The organism is Azospirillum sp. INR13, from assembly GCF_015390205.1.
Lineage (GTDB): Bacteria > Pseudomonadota > Alphaproteobacteria > Azospirillales > Azospirillaceae > Azospirillum.
This window is the reverse complement of record NZ_VUOI01000018.1, coordinates 1-17,500: the sequence shown is the minus strand read 5'-3', so window position 1 is coordinate 17,500 and position 17,500 is coordinate 1. Positions and strand designations below refer to the sequence as shown.

The window sequence follows — 17,500 nt, the reverse complement described above, 5'->3', positions numbered from 1 at the left end:
GGACCGGCGGCGCGCCCGATGCCGTCCGGGAGAGGCGCTGATCCTCACCGGCCACTGCTACATGCGCGGCGGCGCCTTGTCGGAATTGAGCGAGCGCAAGATTCTGGCGGCAATCTGCACGCCCTGCCGATCGACATATTTCCGGAAGACGCCGCCTATGTCGCACTGGGCCACCTGCATCGGCGCAGGCGGTGGTGGGCGTCAAGAGGTACGCTACAGCGGCTCCCCATTCCGCTCGCACTGGACGAGGAGCCCTATCCCATCAGTGGTGCTTGCCGAATTCGCGGCCGGTCGCCTGGTTGGACATGAGACCTTGCGCGTGCCGCGCCATGTGACGATCCATCAAATCGCCGAGGCTACTCCGGAAGCAGCACTGAGCGGCTGAAACGGCTGGACTTGGACGGCGCCCTGCCCGCGACGCCTGGCCCTTCCTGGAGGTGACGGTCACTCTACCGGAACCGCGCCCTGCCCTGCGCGACGAGGTCGAGGCGCTACTGGCCGGCCGGCCGGTGCGGCTGCTGAAGCTGGGGGTGCGGCTGACCGGCAGCGGGCAGACGCTGGCGGACAGCGCGCCGCCAGTCGATCTGGCTTCGCTGGAGCCTGAAGAGGTGTTCCGGCGGCTCTACCGCCGCAGCCATGAAGGCGACCCCGACCCCGACCTGATGGCGGCCTTCCATGAGTTGCTGACCGGCGTTCAGGAGACGATTGATGCGATTCTCGCGGTGCGCGGCGCCAACCTGACCAGCCTGGACGGTCCCTTCGCCATCGATTTCGACCGGGAGCCGCTGCGGCGGGCCGGGCTGTTCGCCATCACCGGGCCGACCGGCGCCGGCAAGAGCACGATCCTCGACGCCTTGTGCCTTGCCCTGTTCGACAGCATGCCGCGGCTGCCGGAGGGACGCGGCAGATGCTGGGACCGGAGGGCGATCCCAACAGCATCCGCACCACCGACGTGCGCACCGTCTTGCGCGGGTGCCGGATTCGGTTGGCGGAGGTGGATTTCGTCGGGATCGACGGCGACGCCTATCGCGCGCGCTGGGAGGTGCGAAGGGCGCGCAGAAGGCGCAGGGGCCTTGCAGCAGCAGAGCATGTCGCTGAGCAGCCTGGACGGCGAGCGGCGCTTCGGCGACGGCAAGAAGAGCGTGCTGGAGGAGATCGAACGGCGGCTCGGCTTGACGTTCGAGCAGTTCCGTCGAGCTGTCCTGCTGGCCCAGGGCGATTTTGCCACCTTTCTGAAGGCGCCACCCCGCGAGCGTTCCGCCCTGCTGGAACTGCTGACGGGAACGGAGATTTACTCCCGGCTGTCCATTGCGGCGCATGAACGGCGAATGCGGAGAAGCAGGCGCTCGACAGGCTGATGGCGCAAGGCGGCGGCATCGGGGTGCTGAACGACGATGACCGTGCGGCCTTGCAGAATGAGGCGGCGACGCGGCGAGGCGGTCCGGGCTGGCGAGCGGGCGCTGGCCCTTGCCCAGGCGGCGCTGGCTTGGCATGAACGCGACGGGCAACTCGCGGCGGCCGAGGCAAGGCGGTCGAGGCGGCCGAAGCGGCTGAGCGGGCATGGGTCGAGGCGGAGGGACGCGTGAGGCGGCTGCCCGGCTGCGAGGGCTTCAACCGCTGCGATCGCTGATGGCCGATGCCGACCGGGCGAGCGGCGAAGCGGCCGAAGCGACCGCGGCCGTGGGGCGCGCAACGGAGGCCTGGGAGGCGGCGCGGCTGGCGGTGGAGGAAGCCGCCGCCCGTCATGGCGAGTCCCGGCGGCGCTTCGAAGCCGCTTGCGCGGAGCAAGCCAAGGCGAACCGGATCTTGAACGCGCGCCGACCTGGACGGGCGGATCACGGCGCTGACGAGCGAGCAAGGAACTGCCGAGGCGACGGCAAAGGCGGCGGCACAGCGAAGCGGCACGGCGCGGAAGGCGGTGCAGGACATCGACACCACCCTGTCGGCGGCACGCAACGATGCCGCGCGCTGGAGGTCTGGCTGCGGGATCAGTCGATCTTCGCCGTGGTGGCCAATCAGTGGGAGCGCTGGGACAGGCTGCTGGAACGCGCCATCGCCGATGGTCGAGCCTGGGAGGCCGCAGCCCGGGAACGTCAACGGATGGAACGGGAGCTTGCCTCGACGGAAGCCGCTGCCGAAGGCGTGGAAATCCGGCTTGCCGAGGCACGGGAGCGCTGCCGTATGGCCGAGCAGAGGCTGGAGTCCCTGCGGAGCGAGCCGGCACCGTCGCTCGACGAGGCACGGCAGGCACGGGCAGGCCGGCCGGCGACGGACGGGCTGCTGGCGCTGCTCACCACCGGAGAGGCCCGCCAGCGGCTGACGACCGAGCGCGACACGGCCGAGAGGGAACATCTGCAGCGGCTGGGCGAGGCGGGGCGTGACGGAACGGCGGCGCGGAGCTTGCCGAAAGCCGGGCTGGGCAGCGCGCGGCAGTCGAGGAAGCGGAACGGACCCTGCAACGGTTGCTGCTGGCCCAGCGTGAGGATGTGGAAAGCCTGCGGGAGGCTGGCGGAAGGGGAAGCCTGCCCGTCTGCGGATCGGTCGACCATCCCTGGGCAGGCGCCGCCGTGACGCCGCTCGCCGGGTAACGCAGGATCAGGAGCGCCACCTTGCCGGGTTGCGTGAGACCCTGGCCGCGACGGTCGCCCGCCATGCCGCGCTGGAGGCGGCGGAACGGGCGGCGCGCAAGGAGGCCGACGGGCTGACGGAACGGCTTGCAGCTCTGGCGCGGAGGCCGAACGGCTCCAGCTCCTTTGGGCAGATCAGACGGCGGCGGTCGCTGGGAGGTTGAGGACGGAACGCTCGCCGACATCCGTCAGGCGGTCGAAGCGGTGGATCGCGGCTTGCGGCCATCGCGGCCGACGAGGAACAGGCGCTCGACCATCGCCGGCGGTGGATGCGCACAGCAGGATCATCGGCGCTGGAGACTGCGGCGGCCGGGCTGGCAGTGGAATGCGAAGCGACCCGGCAGCGGCTGGCGGACGGACGCAGGCCTTGGCGCTCGCGGTGGCCGCACTCGAGCGGACCGAGGCCGACCGGAAATCCGCTCTGCGGAGTTGGCTGAAGGGTTGGCCGGAGAAGCCGAATGGCGGTCTCGGCTGGAGCGCGAGCCGGAGGACTACCGGGCCGGATTGGCGGCACGGGTGGCCGAATATCGGAAAAAGACCGACGCGCTGGCCCGTGCACCCGCGAGGTCGAGCGGGCGACTGGCGAGCGGGCGGTGCAGACCGCCGAGCTGACGCCGCACTGCGGGCGGAGGAGGAGCACGCAGGCGCGCCGACGATCTGGCCGCGCGGCTGGCGGAGGCGCGGACGGCGCGCGGTGCTCTGCTGGCGGGCGGGCGGTGGCGGTGGTGCGCAAGCTGCTGGCCGGAGAGCGGCACGAGGCCGAAGCCTGGTGGAGAAGGCCATTTTTGCGCGGCAGGATGCCATCGCCCGGCTGTCGCAGCGGAGCAGGAACGGGAAACCCGCGGCGAGGCCGCCCGGCTGTGTGCCCACAAGGCCGAGGTTGCCGGGGAGCGGCTGACATGGGCGGTGGCCGAACGGGGGGGCGGGCTGGAGGAGGTCCGCCGGCTGCTGGCGGTCTCCGAAAGCGAACTGGAGTCGGAAGAACTGGCACTGGCGGTGCTGGAGGCGGGGCGCGTGGCGACGCGGCGCTGGTGGTGCCGAACGCCGCCGTCAGCGCGCTGACCATCATGCGGCGGCCATCATGCGGCGGGCCGGCCGGCGCTGAGCGTCGACGAGGCCACCGCGGCGGCGGAGAGCACCCGTGCGGTGCTGGAGCGGGACCGCGACCGGCTGGGCTCTGCCCGCGGGCGTTGGAGGCGGATGACGCCAAACCGGCAGCGGCTGGCCGGGCTGCGGGTGGCAATCGAGGCGCAACAGGCGCGCTGGGCGCTGTGGAGCAAGATGGGCAGCTGATCGGCTCGGCGAACGGGCAGAAGATTGCGCAAACTTCGCCCAGAGCCTGAGCCTGGACCTGCTGCTGACCCACGCCAAACCGGCATCTGGAGGACCTCGCCCGGCGCTATCGGCTGGAGCGGGTGGCGGGGGCCGATCTGGAGATCCAGGTGGTCGACCGCGAGATGGGCGATGAACGCCGCGGCGTGCACAGCCTGTCGGGCGGCGAGCTGTTCCTGGTGTCGCTGGCTCTGGCGCTCGGGCTGTCGGCGATGGCGGCGGGGACCTCCGGCGGGATCGGCACGCTGTCATCGACGAGGGTCGGCACGCTCGATCCCGACAGCCTGGACGTGGGCGCTGTCCTGCCTGGAAGCACTGCAGGCCGGCGGGCGACAGGTGGGGGGTGATCAGCCACGTTCCGGCGGATGGTCGAGCGCATCGGCACGCAGATCCGCATCGTGCCGCTGGGCGGCGGGCGCAGCCGCGTGACGGTGCAGTCGGTAACGGGGACGGTACCGGGGGTGGCGATGGAGGAGGTGGAGGGCGTTTGAGGGGATGCGAAGTTAGCCCCCACCCTTACCCTCCCCCGCTGGGCGGGGGAGGGTAAGGGTGGGGGCGAGTGCTGACCGCCCCTCAACGCCCCCGCTTCGCCAGGAACGCCAGCCGTTCCAGCGTGTTGCACGTCCTGCTCGTTCTTAAGCAGTGCGCCGCACAGCGGCGGGATCAGCGTGCGGGCGTCCTTGGCGCGCAGGGTCTCGGGATCACGTCCTCGACCATCAGCAGCTTGATCCAGTCCAGAAGTTCGGAGGTGGATGGCTTCTTCTTCAGGCCCGGAACCTCGCGCAGGTCGTAGAACAGGTTCAGCGCCTCGCGCAGCAGCGCGGCTTTCAGGCCGGGGTAATGGACATCGACGATGCGCTCCATCGTCTCGCGGTCGGGAAAGCGGATGTAGTGGAAGAAGCAGCGGCGCAGGAAGGCGTCCGGCAACTCCTTCTCGTTGTTGGAGGTGATGATGACAATGGGGCGCTTGGCCGCCGTGATCGTCTGACGGGTCTCGTAGACGTGGGAACTCCATGCGGTCGAGTTCCAGCAGCAGGTCGTTGGGGAACTCGATGTCGGCCTTGTCGATCTCGTCAATCAGCAGGACGGGGGCCTCCGGTGCCTCGAAGGCTTCCCACAGCTTGCCGCGGACGATGTAGTTGGCGATGTCGTGGACCTTTCGCCTCGCCCAGCTGGCTGTCGCGCAGGCGGCTGACCGCGTCGTATTCGTATAGCCCCTGCTGCGCCTTGGTGGTCGATTTCACATGCCAGGACAGCAGCGGCTTGTTCAGAGCGCGGCGATTTCCACCGCCAGCACGGTCTTGCCGGTGCCGGGTTCGCCTTTCACCAGAAGCGGACGTTCCAGCGTGATCGCAGCGTTGACCGCCACCATCAGGTCATCGGTGGCGACATAACGGTCGGTTCCGGTGAAGCGCATGGGTGGGCTCCCTCAAGCGAGGAACGTTTCAGTCCACGATGAACAGGGTGGCGCCGATTTCGGTCGATGGACCGGTGCGGGTGATCGCCGAAATCGGACACCTGGTAAGCTCATTGCCCGCGGTCAGGACGAAGCGGCGGCCGTCCTTCAACTCGGTGATCAACTCACCGCTGACCACGAACAGCACATGGCCGCGGTCGCACCAATGGTCGGCCAGATAGCCCGGCGTGTATTCGACCAGACGCACCCGCAACTCGCCGGCATGGAAGCTGCGCCACAGCGCCTTGCCGGTTCTCCCGGATGTTCGGTGACCGGGACGGCGGCCCAGTCGGTCACGTGAAGGGAAGAGTCGGGAGTTCCATCGCCGGACCTCGACAAAAACGGCATGAACAGAAAAACGGCCCCCGGAAGCGAACCGGGGGCCGGGTTGTCGATGGGATCAGGAGGCCTTCTTGGCCGCGATCGCCTTTTCGATGGCCTCGATCGCAGCATGGGCCAGCGAGGCGTCGGGGCCGCCGGCCTGCGCCATGTCCGGCCGCCCGCCGCCGCCCTTGCCGCCCAGCGCCTCGGCGCCGACGCGGACCAGATCGACGGCGCTCAAAGCGCCGGTCAGATCGTCGGTCACGCCGATGACGATGGACGCCTTGCCCTCGTTGGACGCGATCAGCACCACGACGCCGGTGCCGATCTGCTTCTTCAGCTCGTCCGCCATTCGGCTTCAGGTCCTTGGCCGGCAGGCCTTCGACCACGCGGGCGGCGAACTTCACACCGGCGACGTCCTTGGCCTCGTTGCCGCCTCGGCCTTGGCACCGCCGCCCATGGCCACTTGGCGACGCAGCTCGGCCAGTTCGCGCTCCATCCTGCGGCGCTCTTCCACCAGCGCAGCGACGCGGGTCGGGACCTCGTCGGGCTTCACCTTCAGGACGCTTGCCGCCTCGGTCAGCAGATGGTCGCGCTCGGACAGCCACGCCTTGGCGCCGGGTGCCGGTCAGCGCCTCGATGCGGCGGACGCCGGCGGCGACGGGCGCCTTCGGAAACGATCTTGAAGACGCCGATGTCGCCGGTGCGACGGACATGGGTGCCACCGCACAGCTCGATGGAATAGTCGCGGGTCGAGTTCACCATGCGGACCGCCCATGGAGACCACGCGGACCTCGTCGCCGTACTTCTCGCCGAACAGTGCCATGGCGCCCTGGGCGCGGGCCTCGTCAGGGGACATCAGGCGGGTGACGACCTCGCTGTTGGCAAGGACACGGCGGTTCACCTCGTCCTCGACGGCGGGCGATGTCGGCGGCGGGACAGTCCGGTCGGCTGGCTGATGTCGAAACGCAGACGCTCCGGCGCGACCAGCGAGCCTTCTGGGTGACATGGTCGCCCAAGCGGATGGCGGCAGCGCCTCGTGCAGCAGGTGCGTGGCGGAGTGGTTGGCGCGGATGGCGGCGCGGCGCTCGCTGTCGACGCGCAGTTCCACCACGTCACCGACCTTCAAGCTGCCCTTGGTGACGGTGCCGACATGGGCCCACACCGCGCCCAGCTTCTTCAGCGTGTCGGAGACCGCGACCTCGGCGCCGCCGGCCGAGAAGATCACGCCGGCATCGCCGGACCTGACCGCCCGATTCGCCGTAGAAGGGCGTCTGGTTGACGACGACCATCACCTGATCGGCCGATGCCGGCGCTCTCGACGCGAGCATCGCCCTTGACGATGCCGTCACCTTGCCCTCGGCCATCTCGGCGTCGTAGCCGAGAACTCGGTGGCGCCCAGCTCGTCCTTGATCTCGCTACCACAGCTTCTCGGTGCCGACCTCGCCCGACCCGGCCCAGGATTCGCGGGCCTTGCGGCGCTGCTCGTCCATCGCCGCCTTGAAGCCGGCCTCGTCGACGCCGCGACCCTGGCCGCGCAGCACGTCCTGCGTCAGGTCGAGCGGGAAGCCATAGGTGTCGTTACAGCTTGAAGGCGACGTCGCCGGCCAGCGGCTGGCCTTCCCCCAGATGACCGACCTCGTCCTCCAGCAGGCGCAGACCGCGCTCCAGCGTCTGCTTGAAGCGGGTTTCCTCCAGCTTCAGCGTCTCGACGATCAGGGCGCGGGCGCGGTTCAGCTCCGGATAGGCGTCGCCCATCTGCTGGATCAGCGCCGGGACCAGACGGTGCATCAGCGGCTCGCGCGCGCCGATCATGTGGGGCGTGGCGCATGGCGCGCGCATGATGCGGGCGCAGCACATAGCCGCGGCCTTCGTTCGACGGCAGGACGCCGTCGGCGATCAGGAAAGAGGTTGGAGCGCAGATGGTCGGCGATGACGCGGTGCGATACGGCATGCGCACCGTCCGCGCGGTCTTGGTCGCCTCGGCCGACGCACGATCAACGCCCGCATCAGGTCGATGTCGTAATTGTCGTGCTTGCCCTGCAGAACGGCGCCAGACGCTCCAGCCCCATGCCGGTGTCGATCGACGGGCTTGGGCAGCGGCACCAGATTGTCCGGACCAAGCTGCTCATACTGCATGAACACCAGGTTCCAGATCTCGATGAAGCGGTCGCCATTCCTGGTCCGGGCTGCCCGGCGGGGCCGCCGGCAATGGACGGGCCGTGGTCGAAGAAGATCTCGGAGCACGGACCGCAGGGGCCGGTGTCGCCCATGCGCCAGAAATTGTCGTCGGTCGGGATGCGGATGATGCGGTCGTCCGACAGGCCGGCGGACCTTGCGCCAGATGCCTGCCGCGTCCTCGTCCGAGGTATGGACCGTCACCAGCAAGCTTGTCCGCCGGAAGCCCGTATTCCTTGGTGATCAGGTTCCAGGCGAACGCGATGGCGTCGTCCTTGAAATAATCGCCGAAGGAGAAGTTCCCCAGCATCTCGAAGAAGGTGTGGTGCCGCGCGGTTGTAGCCGACATTGTCGAGGTCGTTGTGCTTGCCGCCGGCGCGCACGCATTTCTGCGAGGTGACCGCGCGCTTGTAGGGCCGCGTCTCGGCACCGGTGAAGACGTTCTTGAACTGGACCATGCCGGCATTGGGTGAACATCAGCGTCGGGTCGTTGCGCGGCACGAGCGGCGACGAGTCGACGATCTGATGACCCTGCTTGGCGAAGAAATCCAGGAACGTGCGACGGATGTCGTTGGCGGTCTGCATACGGTCAAGGCTCCGGGTGCGCGGCTAAGGCCTTCCATTGGCCGAACCGTGCTTTTAGCGCGAGATTGGCGGCATGTCCACGACGGACGGATTATTACCCTGCTGCACAGCAGGACAACAGGCGGCGGGCTTACGCGGTCTTCCGCGCGCGGCCCGTGCCTTTTCGATGCGACGGCCGACGATGATGGCGATCTCGTACAGCCCGATCAGCGGAACCGCCAGGCTGACTTGGCTGATGACGTCCGGCGGGGTCAGGATCGCCGCGGCGACGAAGGCGCCGACGATTGGCATAGCGCCGCTTCGACGCCAGCGCGTCGGTGCTGATGATGCCGACGCGGACCAGCAGGGTCAAGCAGCACCGGCAGCTGGAAGGCGATGCCGAAGGCGAAGATCAGCGACATCACCAGATGCAGGTATTCGCCGACGCGCGCCTCGAACTCGATGGGCAGGGCGTTGCCGTCGCCGCCGGGGTGGAACTCGAAGCCCAGGAAGAAGCGCCAGGGCCATCGGGAAGATGAAGTAATAGACGGATGCTGCACCGGTCAGGGAACATCACCGAGTAGCGACCAGGAAGGGGCAGGAACGCCTTGCGCTCGTGCTTGTAGAGGCCCGGCCCACGAACATCCAAGATCTGGCTGGCGATGATCGGGAACGAGATGAAGCAGCCGGCCCAGAACGCAACCTTCACGTAGGTAAAGAAGGCTTTCCGTCAGCCGGTGTAGATCATCCGGCGCCCCTGCCCCGCCAGCAGGTCGGCCAGCGCTGACCAGGAAATTGTAGATCCGGTCCGACACGGCGTAGCACAGCAGAAAGGCGATCAGGATGGCGCCGACGACCACATCAGCCGGTTCCGCAGCCGATCAGATGATCGATCAGCGGCATCTTGCTTTCTTTCGAGTTCGTCCTGAGGCGTTTCGCCGTCATGGTCCGTCTTCGACCTTAGGTCTGCTTATCGGTGGACGTGGCGGAGGCCACTTCGGCCGGCTGGGCTGCCGGTTGAGTGGCCGGCTGCCACCGGCGCGGACTGCACCGGGTGCGGCTGGGTGGTGATCGGCGACGGGGCGGCGAGGGCGCCACGCTGTCGGCCACTGCGGGGGGACCGCCGGCACCTGGGGCAGGTCCGGTTCCGGGGTTGCTGGCCGGCATGGCCGTTCAGCCCCACGTCGAAGCCCTTGGGAATCGAAGCCTTCCCCACCTCCCCTTCGGGTCGATGGTGTCCTCCATCATCTTCTTTATGTTCAGGTCGCGGGGTCTTCAGGGCTTCCTTGCGAAGCTCGTCCAACTCGGTCTCCCGCATCATGTCGTCGATGTGGGTCTGGAATTCGCGGGCGACGCCTCTCGCCTTGCGCACCCATTTGCCGAGCGTGAAGATCGCCTTGGGCAGATCCTTGGGCCCGATGACCACAAGGGCGATGACGGCGATCACCATCAGTTCGGACCAAGCGATGTCGAACATGTTCTTCCGGCTTCACGAATGCGGTGGACAGGATGGCGCGCGAACGGAACACACGAGGACCCCGCGCGCCCGCCGGTCAGTGGCGGACCGCTTCGTCCTTCTTGGCCGCGGTTTCGGCCGTGTTGGCCGGCTGGTTCGGGATGACCTTCGCGTTGGCACCGGAAGCGGCGTCATCGCTGTCGTCCTGCAAGCCCGCCTTGAAGGACTTCACACCCTTGGCGAGATCGCCCATCACCTTCGGCAACTTTCCAGCGCCGAACAGCAGAAGAACGATCAGTAGAACGATAATCCAGTGCCAGATGCTGAAAGTACCCATGGCGCGCCTATCACGTTTGAACGGCCTTTGCGGCGGCCGGCACTATGGCAGAAAGGCCATTGGGCCGCAACGTTCGCCCCACCATCCTTAACCGGTTGTCATTGAGGATTCACGGGAATTCGCGCGGCCCCGCCCGAAAATCATGGCCCCCGGTCAGGACTCCTCGTCGCCATCCTCGCCTGCAGCGGCGAAACCGCCGTCATCCCCGGCGGTGCCGAGCCCCAGAAGCACCGGGCGGCTGTCCAGTAGGCCGGCGGCGCGCAAATCGTCGACGCTGGGCAGGTCGCGCAGGCTTTCCAAGCCGAAATGGTCGAGGAAATGGTCGGTGGTGATCCAGGTCAGCGGCCGGCCCGGCGTCTCCCGCCGCTTGCCCGGCCGGATCCAGCCATGCTCCATCAACAGGTCCAGCGTGCCCTTGCTGGTCGCCACGCCGCGGATGGATTCGATCTCGCCCCTGGTCACCGGCTGGTGATAGGCGATGATCGCCAGGGTTTCGATGGCCGCGCGCGACAGCTTTCGCGACACCTCCTCCTCCCGGCGCAGTTCGGGCGCCAGATCGACCGCGGTGCGGAAGGCCCAGCCGCCGCCGGTGCGCACCAGATTGACGCCGCGCGGGGCATAATGGGCGCGCAGTTCCTCCAGCAGCTGGCCTACCTCCGGCCCGACGCGGCGGCCAGCGTCTCCTCGTCCAGCGGTTCCGCCGAGGCGAACAGCAGCGCTTCCAGAAGGCGCAGCCGGCCGACGCGGGCCTCCGCCTCCTGGGCGTCGGTGACTTCCTTGATCATGGTCCTCAAGAATCCGATGGGTCGGCGGGCGTGTCGCCGGCTTGGCGTCCGCGGACATAAAGCGGGGCGAAGGCGCCCTCCTGGCGCAGTTCCACCGGCCGGCCTTCGCCAGTTCCAGCGTCGCCGCGAAATGGGCGGCGAGAGCGGAGCGGGTCAGCAGCCCGCCGCTCTCCCCGCCCGGCAGGAAGCTGGCCAGCGTCGCCCAATCCGGCATGTGCCCCAGCAGAGCGGTCAGGCGCTGCACCGCCTCCTCCATGGAATAGAGGCGGACCGGCGCGATGTGCAGGACGCCGGCCTCCTTGCGGGCACGCTGCCGGCCATAGGCGCGCAGCAGGTCGAACAGCGTGACCTCATAGACCGACTTGCGGCGCAGGTCCAAATCCTCCGGCGCGCCGCGGGGGTGGACGTCGATGCCCAGCCGCGGGCGGGCGAACAGCTTGGCCGCAACGCCCTTCATCGCCTCCAGCCGCTGCAGCTGGAAGGCCAGCGCCGCGGCCATGTCCTCGCCGGACGGCTCCTCCCCCTCAGGTTCGGGCAGCAGCAGGCGCGACTTCAGGTAGGCCAGCCACGCCGCCATCACCAGATAGTCGGCCGCCAGTTCCAGCCGCACCTTCCGCGCCTCCGCCACGAAGGCGAGGTACTGGTCGGCCAGTTCCAGGATTGAGATGCGCGTCAGGTCGACCTTCTGGTCGCGCCCCAGCGCCAGAAGCATGTCGAGCGGGCCCTCGAATCCGTCCAGAACCAGCAAAAGCTGTTCGGACGGCGACGCTACCGCATCCGCGACGGCGTCGGCCGTAAGCTCGGCCAGCAGTTCGGCCATCGGAGAACCTTCAGTCGTTGCCGGTCAGGATGCGGATGAAGTCGATCACCGCATCCACCGGCGGCCCCAGGACCCAATGCATGACGCTCAGATCCATGCCGATCTGGCGCCCCAGCATCGGCAGCAGGAAGAAGGCCGCCATCAGGATCAGCAGCCCGAAACGCTCCAGCCGGGCCAACGGCACCGCCAGCACGTCCGGCAGGATTGCCGACCGCCACGCGCCCGCCGTCCAGCGGCGGCAGCGGGATCAGGTTGAAGACCATCAGGATGACGTTGACCAGCACCGACACCTCGGCGGCGGAGCGGATCCAGAGCTCGATAAAGCTGTTTTCCGGATTGACCAGCCGCCAGATCACCGCCGACGCCACCGCCAGCAGGAAGTTGGTCCCCGGCCCGGCCAGCGCCACCCACACCATGTCGCGGCGGGATGGTCCAGCCGGGCGAAGTTCACCGGCACCGGCTTGGCCCAGCCGAAGACGAATCCGGTGGTGAAGAACATCAGCGCCGGCAGCAGGACCGTGCCGAACGGATCGATGTGGCGGATCGGGTTGAAGGTCACCCGCCCCAGCCGATAGGCGGTGTCGTCGCCCAGCCGCCACGCGACGAAGCCGTGCGCCGCCTCGTGCAAGGTGATGGCGATGATGGCCGGCAGGGCCACGGCCGTCACCTGGAAGATCCATTCCTCCATCGTCCGCTCCCGTCCGTCAGGCCTGGGCCGTGCGAGAAGCTCGGCCAGCCGGTTCGTCAATGCCGCGATGTCCGCGGGTTCCGGCGCATGGCGCATCGCCTCGGCCCGCGCCCAGCGCTCCGCCGCGGCACCGCTCAGCACCGGAACGGCGCCGATCAGCGATCGCATCTCGGCCAGATCGCCGTTGCAGTGGAGCACGACATCCATGCCCGCCGCCAGCACAGCTTCCGCCCGCGTGCGCGGATCGCCCTGCAGCGCGTTCATCGACAGGTCGTCGCTGAACAGCAGCCCGCCGAAGCCGATGGACGGCCCCCGCACCACCTCGCGCACCACGATGGACGACGTGCTGGCCGGGGCGGTCGGGTCGATCGCCTTCAGCACCACATGCGCGACCATCGCCAGCGGCAGGTCGGCCAGCGCGCGGAAGGGGGCGAAGTCGGTGGCCTCCAACGCCGCGCGGTCGGCCTCCACCACCGGCAGCTCGGCGTGGCTGTCGGCGAAGGCGCGGCCATGGCCCGGGATATGCTTGATCACCGGCAGCACGCCGCCGGCCAGCAGCCCTTCGGCGGTGGCGCGGGCCAGCGCGATCACCACGGCGGGGTCGCGCGAGAAGGCGCGGTCGCCGATGATGTCGTGCGCCCCTTCCACCGGCACGTCGCAGACCGGCGCGCAATCCACCGTGATGCCGACCTCCGCCAGCATGTGGGCGAGCAGCCGGCCGTTGATCCAAGCGGCCTCTTGGGCGGCGTCCGCATCGCGCCCGGCCAGTGCACCGAACACGCCCATCGGCGGGTGGGCGGGCCAATGCGGCGGGCGCATGCGCGCAACCCGGCCGCCTTCCTGATCGATCAGGACGGGGGCATCCGGCCGGCCGACGCTGGCGCGCAGGTCATCGACCAGCCGGCGCATCTGGTCGCGGTTGTCGCAGTTGCGGCGGAACAGGATGAAGCCGAGCGGATCGGCATCGCGGAAGAAGGCGGCCTCGTCGGGCGTGACCTCCAGCCCGGCGCAGCCGAAGACGACCGCGCGCGGGTGGGCAACCGGAGTGGAACTCGCCGCACCACGGCCCACGGAGGCTGGACCCGAAAAACTAGGGACGGACAACCACACACCCACATTTTGCGCGCGCAGCTGGGCGCAGACCGACTTCGCCCGCGCCTCATCGGCGCCGGCGCCCTGCACCCGGTAGAACACGCCCTTGTCGCCCAGATCGACCCTGGCCACCTGCATCGACAGACCGCCCAGCGCATCCGGGTGGCGGCCGGCGATACGGCGCCATTCGGCCGCGGCCTCGCCCTCGCTGCGCACCGAGGCGAGCTGGATGCGCCAGCTTCCGCTGCCGCCGATCACGGCAGGGGCGGCCTTCGCCGGCTGGGGCGCCGCCTTCGGCGGGGCGGCGGGCAGCGACGCCGCTTCCAGCTTGGCGATCAGCTGGCCAACCGAGGGGCCGCGTTCTGCTGCTGCGCCGGGGGCGGCTTCACGGCGGCGACCTGCTGCTGCGGAGCCGCGGCAGGCTTGGCCGGAACGGCAACGGGCTGCTGCGGCTTGGTGGCCGCGGCAGGCGGTAGCTGCGTGGACGGCAGTTGCGCCTGCGGAGTCCCGGCCGGCAAAGCGGACAGTCCGGGCGCCGGCTCGGGCGCCGCCAGTGGCGCGGCTGCGGCCACCGCGGCGGCGACGTTGTCGCGCGGCACCGTGGCGGTGGCGCCCGGCGGCAGCTGGGCGACCGACGGCACCGACGGCAGAGGCACCACCGCCGGCATCTGCGGCGTCACCACCGGACGGGGCAGCGGCACCTCCGGCGGCGGCAGCAGCCGTTCCACCGTTTGGCCGCGTCCACCGTCATGGTCGCGCAGCCGCTCATAGGCCAGGATGTCCTGATGCGGCACCTCCAGCCCGCCCGGCTGGTCGGGGCGCGCCTTGACCGGACCCGGATCGGCGGTCAGCAGCGGCGGACCGTCGCCCGACAGCCGCGACGGCCCGCGCAGGCCGACCACCGCCGCACCGGCGAACGCGACGACGCCGACCACGGCAAAGCCCAGCGCCAGCAGCCCGCGCTTGCTCGCGGCCTGTCGGGGCGGCATCCCATAGGGATTGGCCGCGTAGTTGACGTCGCCGTCGTACTTCATGAACGCAGTTCCTCCACCGGTTCGACCCCCATCACCGTCAGGCCCGAGGCGATGACCGTCGCCACCGCGGCGATCAGCGCCAGACGGGCCGTGGTCAGCTCCGCATCGCCCTCGATCAGGAAGCGCAGCGAGGCGTCGTCGCGGCCCCGGTTCCACAGCGCGTGGAAATCGCTGGCGAGATCGTAGAGGAAGAAGGCGATGCGGTGCGGCTCATGCGCTTCCGCCGCCGCCTCGACCACCCGCGGCCAGGTGGCCATGCGCTTGGCGAGCGCCATCTCCTCCTCGGCATCCAGGCGGGCGAGGTTCGCCGCCGCGGCCAGGGCGGCCGGCGTCTGGTCCAGCTGCGGCAGCGCCGTCGCGGCGTGACGCAGGACGGACCGGCAGCGGGCGTGGGCGTACTGCACGTAGAAGACCGGGTTGTCCTTCGACTGCTCCGTCACCTTGGCGAAGTCGAAGTCCAGCGTCTGGTCGTTGCGGCGGGTCAACATGATGAAGCGGACCACGTCCTTGCCGACCTGATCGATCACGTCGCGCAGGGTCACGAAGGTGCCGGCCCGCTTGGACATCTTCACCGGCTGGCCGTTCTGCATCAGGTGGACCAGCTGGCAGAGCTTCACGTCCAGCGACGCCTTGCCCTCGGTCACCGCGGTGGTCGCCGACTGCATGCGCTTGACGTAACCGCCATGGTCGGCGCCCCACACGTCGATCAGGCTGCCGAAGCCACGCTTATATTTATCAAAGTGATAGGCGATGTCGTTCGAGAAGTAGGTGAAGGAACCGTCCGACTTCTTCAGCGGCCGGTCGACGTCGTCGCCGAAGTCGGTGGACTTGAACAGGGTCTGCGGGCGCGGCTCCCAATCGTCGGGCTTCTTGCCCTTCGGCGGCTCCAGCACGCCGGTGTAGATCAGGCCGCGTTCCTCCAGCGCCGTCAGCGCCTTGTCGACCGCACCGGCCGTCACCAGCGCGCGCTCGCTGCTGTAGACGTCCATGGTGACGCCGAGAACGCCGAGGTCCTCCTTGATCCACCCCATGATCATCGCGATGGCGAAGTCGCGGCAGGCCGGCAGCCATTCGGACTCGTCGGTGCCGACCCAGCGGTTGCCGTCGCGCTCCGCCAGGGCCTGACCGACCTCCTTCAGGTATTCGCCGGGATAGAGGCCGGCCGGGATCTCGCCCACCTCTTCGCCCAGCGCCTCGCGTAGCGGATGAAGGTGGACCGCCCCAGCACATCGACCTGGGCGCCGGCATCGTTGATGTAGTATTCGCGGGTGACGGCGTAGCCGGCCTTCTCCAGCAGCGAAGCCAGCGCATCGCCGAACACCGCGCCGCGGCCATGGGCGGCATGCAGCGGGCCGGTCGGGTTGGCGGAGACATACTCGACATTGACCGGCGTCCTGCCGCCGAGGTCGCTGTCGCCATAGGCGGTGCCGGCATTCAGCACGTCGCGGATGCGGGCGCGCCAGACGTCCGGCGTCAGGCGCAGGTTGACGAAGCCCGGACCGGCGATCTCCACCGACGCCACGTCGGCGCGGCCCTTCAGCTTGGCCACCAGCAGTTCGCCAGGGCGCGCGGCGCCATCTTCGCCGGCTTCGCCAGGATCATCGCGGCGTTGGTGGACAGGTCGCCATGCGAGGCCTCGCGCGGCGGCTCGACCGTCAGACGGCTGCCGTCCAGCCCGGCGGGGATGGCCCCCTCCGCGGCCAGTTCTTCCAGCAGCTTGCGAATATCGGTCTCGAAGGCCTTGAAAATATTCATCGTCTCAGGTCGTCTTTTCAGGAGGTCACAGGAGCCCGTCGGCTCAGGTCTTCACGCGTCAGGTCTTCACATGCAGGTCGAACAGCCGGTCATGCTCGGCCAGCGCGTAGCGGTCGGTCATGCCGGCGATGTAATCGGCGACATGGCGGGCGCGCACCGCAAGGTCGCCGTCGCCGCCATGCCTCGCGATATCGCGCTGCCATTCGGTCGGCAGGGTGTTGGGCTCGTCCATGAACAGCTGGAACAGGGCGCGCACCACGCGCTTGCACTTGCTCATCTCGCGGTTCACGCGATAGTGCCGGTACATGCGCTGGCGCAGGAAGGCGCGCAAGGGCCCTGCGCCTCCAGCATCCCGTCGGAGAAGCTGACCATCGCCAGCGGCAGGGCGCGCAGTTCGGCGGCGGTGCCCGGCCTGTGCTCCGCCAGCCGCCGCCGCGTCTCCGTCCACCAGATCGACGACCATGGCGTTGATCATCCGCCGCACCGTCTCGTGGATCAGGCGCGAGCGCTCCAGCCCCGGATAGCGGTCGCAGACTTCGCGGATGATCGGGCCGACCAGGGGCAGCTCCGCCACCTCCTCGACCGTGAACAGGCCGGCGCGCAGACCGTCGTCGATGTCGTGGTTTGTAGGCGATGTCGTCGGCCAGCGCCGCCACCTGCGCCTCGGCGCCCGGATTGGTGTGCAGCTCCAGGTCCCACTCGCCCTGGAACGCGGCAATCGTGGTGGGCAGGCGATGGCCCGGCAGCAGCGGCAGAAGCGGGCCGTTGTGCTTGACCACCCCCTCCAGCGCTTCCCAGGTCAGGTTCAGCCCGTCGAACTCGGCATAGCCCGTTCCAGCCGCGTCAGGATGCGCAGGGTCTGGTCGTTGTGGGCGAAGCCGCCATAGGGCTCCATGCAGGCGTTCAGCGCGTCTTCCCCGGCATGGCCGAAGGGGGTGTGGCCAAGGTCGTGGGCCAGCGCCCCGCCTCCGCCAGATCCTCGTTCAGGGACAGCGTGCGGCTGATCGACCGGGCGATCTGCGCCACCTCCAGGCTGTGGGTCAGCCGGTGCGGTA

Annotated in this window: 20 protein-coding genes and 8 pseudogenes; 8 read left to right on the top strand and 20 right to left on the bottom strand. The window is 69.1% G+C overall.

The window, feature by feature from the left end; all coding sequences use genetic code 11:
* Window positions 1-437 precede the first annotated feature (437 nt).
* The 7 genes from F1643_RS23300 (at window position 438) to F1643_RS23295 (ending at window position 4,450) form a co-directional block, all read left to right on the top strand.
* Window positions 438-1,358: an exonuclease SbcCD subunit D C-terminal domain-containing protein gene (locus F1643_RS23300; RefSeq protein WP_370540609.1), complete on the top strand. Its 921-nt coding sequence runs from the start codon at window positions 438-440 to the stop codon at window positions 1,356-1,358.
* 271 nt (window positions 1,359-1,629) lie between these two features.
* Window positions 1,630-2,571 (top strand): hypothetical protein, encoded by a 942-nt coding sequence (locus F1643_RS14015; RefSeq protein WP_194913802.1) that lies wholly within the window; start codon window positions 1,630-1,632, stop codon window positions 2,569-2,571.
* A gap of 46 nt (window positions 2,572-2,617) precedes the next feature.
* Window positions 2,618-2,791 (top strand): hypothetical protein, encoded by a 174-nt coding sequence (locus tag F1643_RS14010; protein WP_194913801.1) that lies wholly within the window; start codon window positions 2,618-2,620, stop codon window positions 2,789-2,791.
* 742 nt (window positions 2,792-3,533) lie between these two features.
* Window positions 3,534-3,689, top strand: a complete 156-nt coding sequence (locus tag F1643_RS14005; RefSeq protein ID WP_194913800.1) for a hypothetical protein — start codon at window positions 3,534-3,536, stop codon at window positions 3,687-3,689.
* 84 nt (window positions 3,690-3,773) lie between these two features.
* The gene (locus F1643_RS14000; RefSeq protein ID WP_194913799.1) at window positions 3,774-3,920 is read left to right on the top strand and encodes a hypothetical protein; all 147 of its coding nucleotides are present in this window, start codon (window positions 3,774-3,776) and stop codon (window positions 3,918-3,920) included.
* 122 nt (window positions 3,921-4,042) lie between these two features.
* Window positions 4,043-4,306, top strand: coding sequence for a hypothetical protein (locus F1643_RS13995; RefSeq protein ID WP_194913797.1), 264 nt, complete (start codon window positions 4,043-4,045; stop codon window positions 4,304-4,306).
* 18 nt (window positions 4,307-4,324) lie between these two features.
* Complete coding sequence (locus F1643_RS23295; protein WP_255542795.1) at window positions 4,325-4,450, top strand: hypothetical protein; 126 nt, start codon at window positions 4,325-4,327, stop codon at window positions 4,448-4,450.
* 82 nt (window positions 4,451-4,532) lie between these two features.
* Here the strand turns inward: F1643_RS23295 and F1643_RS13990 are convergent.
* The 5 genes and pseudogenes from F1643_RS13990 to F1643_RS24855 form a co-directional block, all read right to left on the bottom strand.
* Window positions 4,533-5,376, bottom strand: a pseudogene (locus F1643_RS13990) (AAA family ATPase).
* 28 nt (window positions 5,377-5,404) lie between these two features.
* Entirely contained in the window at window positions 5,405-5,623 is a 219-nt protein-coding gene (locus F1643_RS23290; RefSeq protein ID WP_370540608.1) for a DHCW motif cupin fold protein, read from the bottom strand.
* Window positions 5,624-5,815: 192 nt separating this feature from the next.
* A complete protein-coding gene (locus tag F1643_RS24865) occupies window positions 5,816-6,088 on the bottom strand; it encodes a DHHA1 domain-containing protein (RefSeq protein WP_370540607.1) in 273 nt (90 codons plus the stop codon).
* Between the two features lie 51 nt (window positions 6,089-6,139).
* Window positions 6,140-6,292 (bottom strand): hypothetical protein, encoded by a 153-nt coding sequence (locus F1643_RS24860; protein ID WP_370540606.1) that lies wholly within the window; start codon window positions 6,290-6,292, stop codon window positions 6,140-6,142.
* 23 nt (window positions 6,293-6,315) lie between these two features.
* Complete coding sequence (locus tag F1643_RS24855) at window positions 6,316-6,501, bottom strand: hypothetical protein (RefSeq protein ID WP_370540605.1); 186 nt, start codon at window positions 6,499-6,501, stop codon at window positions 6,316-6,318.
* A gap of 242 nt (window positions 6,502-6,743) precedes the next feature.
* On the opposite strand from F1643_RS24855, the gene F1643_RS24850 reads away from it, so the two are divergent.
* Window positions 6,744-7,076, top strand: a complete 333-nt coding sequence (locus F1643_RS24850; RefSeq protein WP_370540604.1) for a hypothetical protein — start codon at window positions 6,744-6,746, stop codon at window positions 7,074-7,076.
* A gap of 78 nt (window positions 7,077-7,154) precedes the next feature.
* On the opposite strand, the gene F1643_RS24845 is transcribed toward F1643_RS24850, so the two are convergent.
* From F1643_RS24845 to dgt, 15 genes and pseudogenes are all read right to left on the bottom strand, one after another.
* The gene (locus tag F1643_RS24845) at window positions 7,155-7,280 is read right to left on the bottom strand and encodes a hypothetical protein (protein ID WP_370540603.1); all 126 of its coding nucleotides are present in this window, start codon (window positions 7,278-7,280) and stop codon (window positions 7,155-7,157) included.
* Window positions 7,281-7,317: 37 nt separating this feature from the next.
* Window positions 7,318-7,578, bottom strand: coding sequence for an alanine--tRNA ligase-related protein (locus F1643_RS24840; RefSeq protein ID WP_370540602.1), 261 nt, complete (start codon window positions 7,576-7,578; stop codon window positions 7,318-7,320).
* 167 nt (window positions 7,579-7,745) lie between these two features.
* The gene (locus tag F1643_RS24835) at window positions 7,746-8,009 is read right to left on the bottom strand and encodes an alanine--tRNA ligase-related protein (RefSeq protein ID WP_370540601.1); all 264 of its coding nucleotides are present in this window, start codon (window positions 8,007-8,009) and stop codon (window positions 7,746-7,748) included.
* A gap of 306 nt (window positions 8,010-8,315) precedes the next feature.
* Window positions 8,316-8,372 (bottom strand): annotated as a pseudogene (locus F1643_RS24830) (hypothetical protein); the annotation flags it as partial.
* A gap of 58 nt (window positions 8,373-8,430) precedes the next feature.
* Window positions 8,431-8,499 (bottom strand): annotated as a pseudogene (locus tag F1643_RS24825) (hypothetical protein); the annotation flags it as partial.
* Between the two features lie 54 nt (window positions 8,500-8,553).
* Window positions 8,554-9,418, bottom strand: a pseudogene (gene tatC, locus F1643_RS13975) (twin-arginine translocase subunit TatC); the annotation flags it as partial.
* A 30-nt stretch (window positions 9,419-9,448) separates the two neighbouring features.
* Window positions 9,449-9,955 (bottom strand): Sec-independent protein translocase protein TatB, encoded by a 507-nt coding sequence (gene tatB, locus F1643_RS23285; RefSeq protein WP_255542793.1) that lies wholly within the window; start codon window positions 9,953-9,955, stop codon window positions 9,449-9,451.
* 76 nt (window positions 9,956-10,031) lie between these two features.
* Window positions 10,032-10,271, bottom strand: coding sequence for a twin-arginine translocase TatA/TatE family subunit (locus tag F1643_RS13965; protein ID WP_194912228.1), 240 nt, complete (start codon window positions 10,269-10,271; stop codon window positions 10,032-10,034).
* A gap of 153 nt (window positions 10,272-10,424) precedes the next feature.
* Window positions 10,425-11,056 (bottom strand): annotated as a pseudogene (gene scpB / locus F1643_RS13960) (SMC-Scp complex subunit ScpB).
* A gap of 5 nt (window positions 11,057-11,061) precedes the next feature.
* Window positions 11,062-11,876: pseudogene (locus F1643_RS13955) on the bottom strand (ScpA family protein).
* Window positions 11,877-11,886: 10 nt separating this feature from the next.
* A complete protein-coding gene (locus F1643_RS24820) occupies window positions 11,887-12,060 on the bottom strand; it encodes a hypothetical protein (protein WP_370540600.1) in 174 nt (57 codons plus the stop codon).
* Between the two features lie 168 nt (window positions 12,061-12,228).
* Window positions 12,229-13,914, bottom strand: a complete 1,686-nt coding sequence (gene nagZ / locus F1643_RS24815; RefSeq protein ID WP_370540599.1) for a beta-N-acetylhexosaminidase — start codon at window positions 13,912-13,914, stop codon at window positions 12,229-12,231.
* Window positions 13,915-13,991: 77 nt separating this feature from the next.
* Window positions 13,992-14,690 carry a hypothetical protein gene (locus F1643_RS13940; protein WP_255542792.1) on the bottom strand — a complete coding sequence of 233 codons (699 nt, stop codon included), beginning with the start codon at window positions 14,688-14,690 and terminating at the stop codon, window positions 13,992-13,994.
* A pseudogene (gene argS / locus F1643_RS13935) lies at window positions 14,687-16,445 on the bottom strand (arginine--tRNA ligase). The gene F1643_RS13940 and the pseudogene argS overlap by 4 nt, the downstream one beginning before the upstream one ends.
* Before the next feature lie 58 nt (window positions 16,446-16,503).
* A pseudogene (dgt, locus tag F1643_RS13930) lies at window positions 16,504-17,500 on the bottom strand (dGTP triphosphohydrolase); the annotation flags it as partial.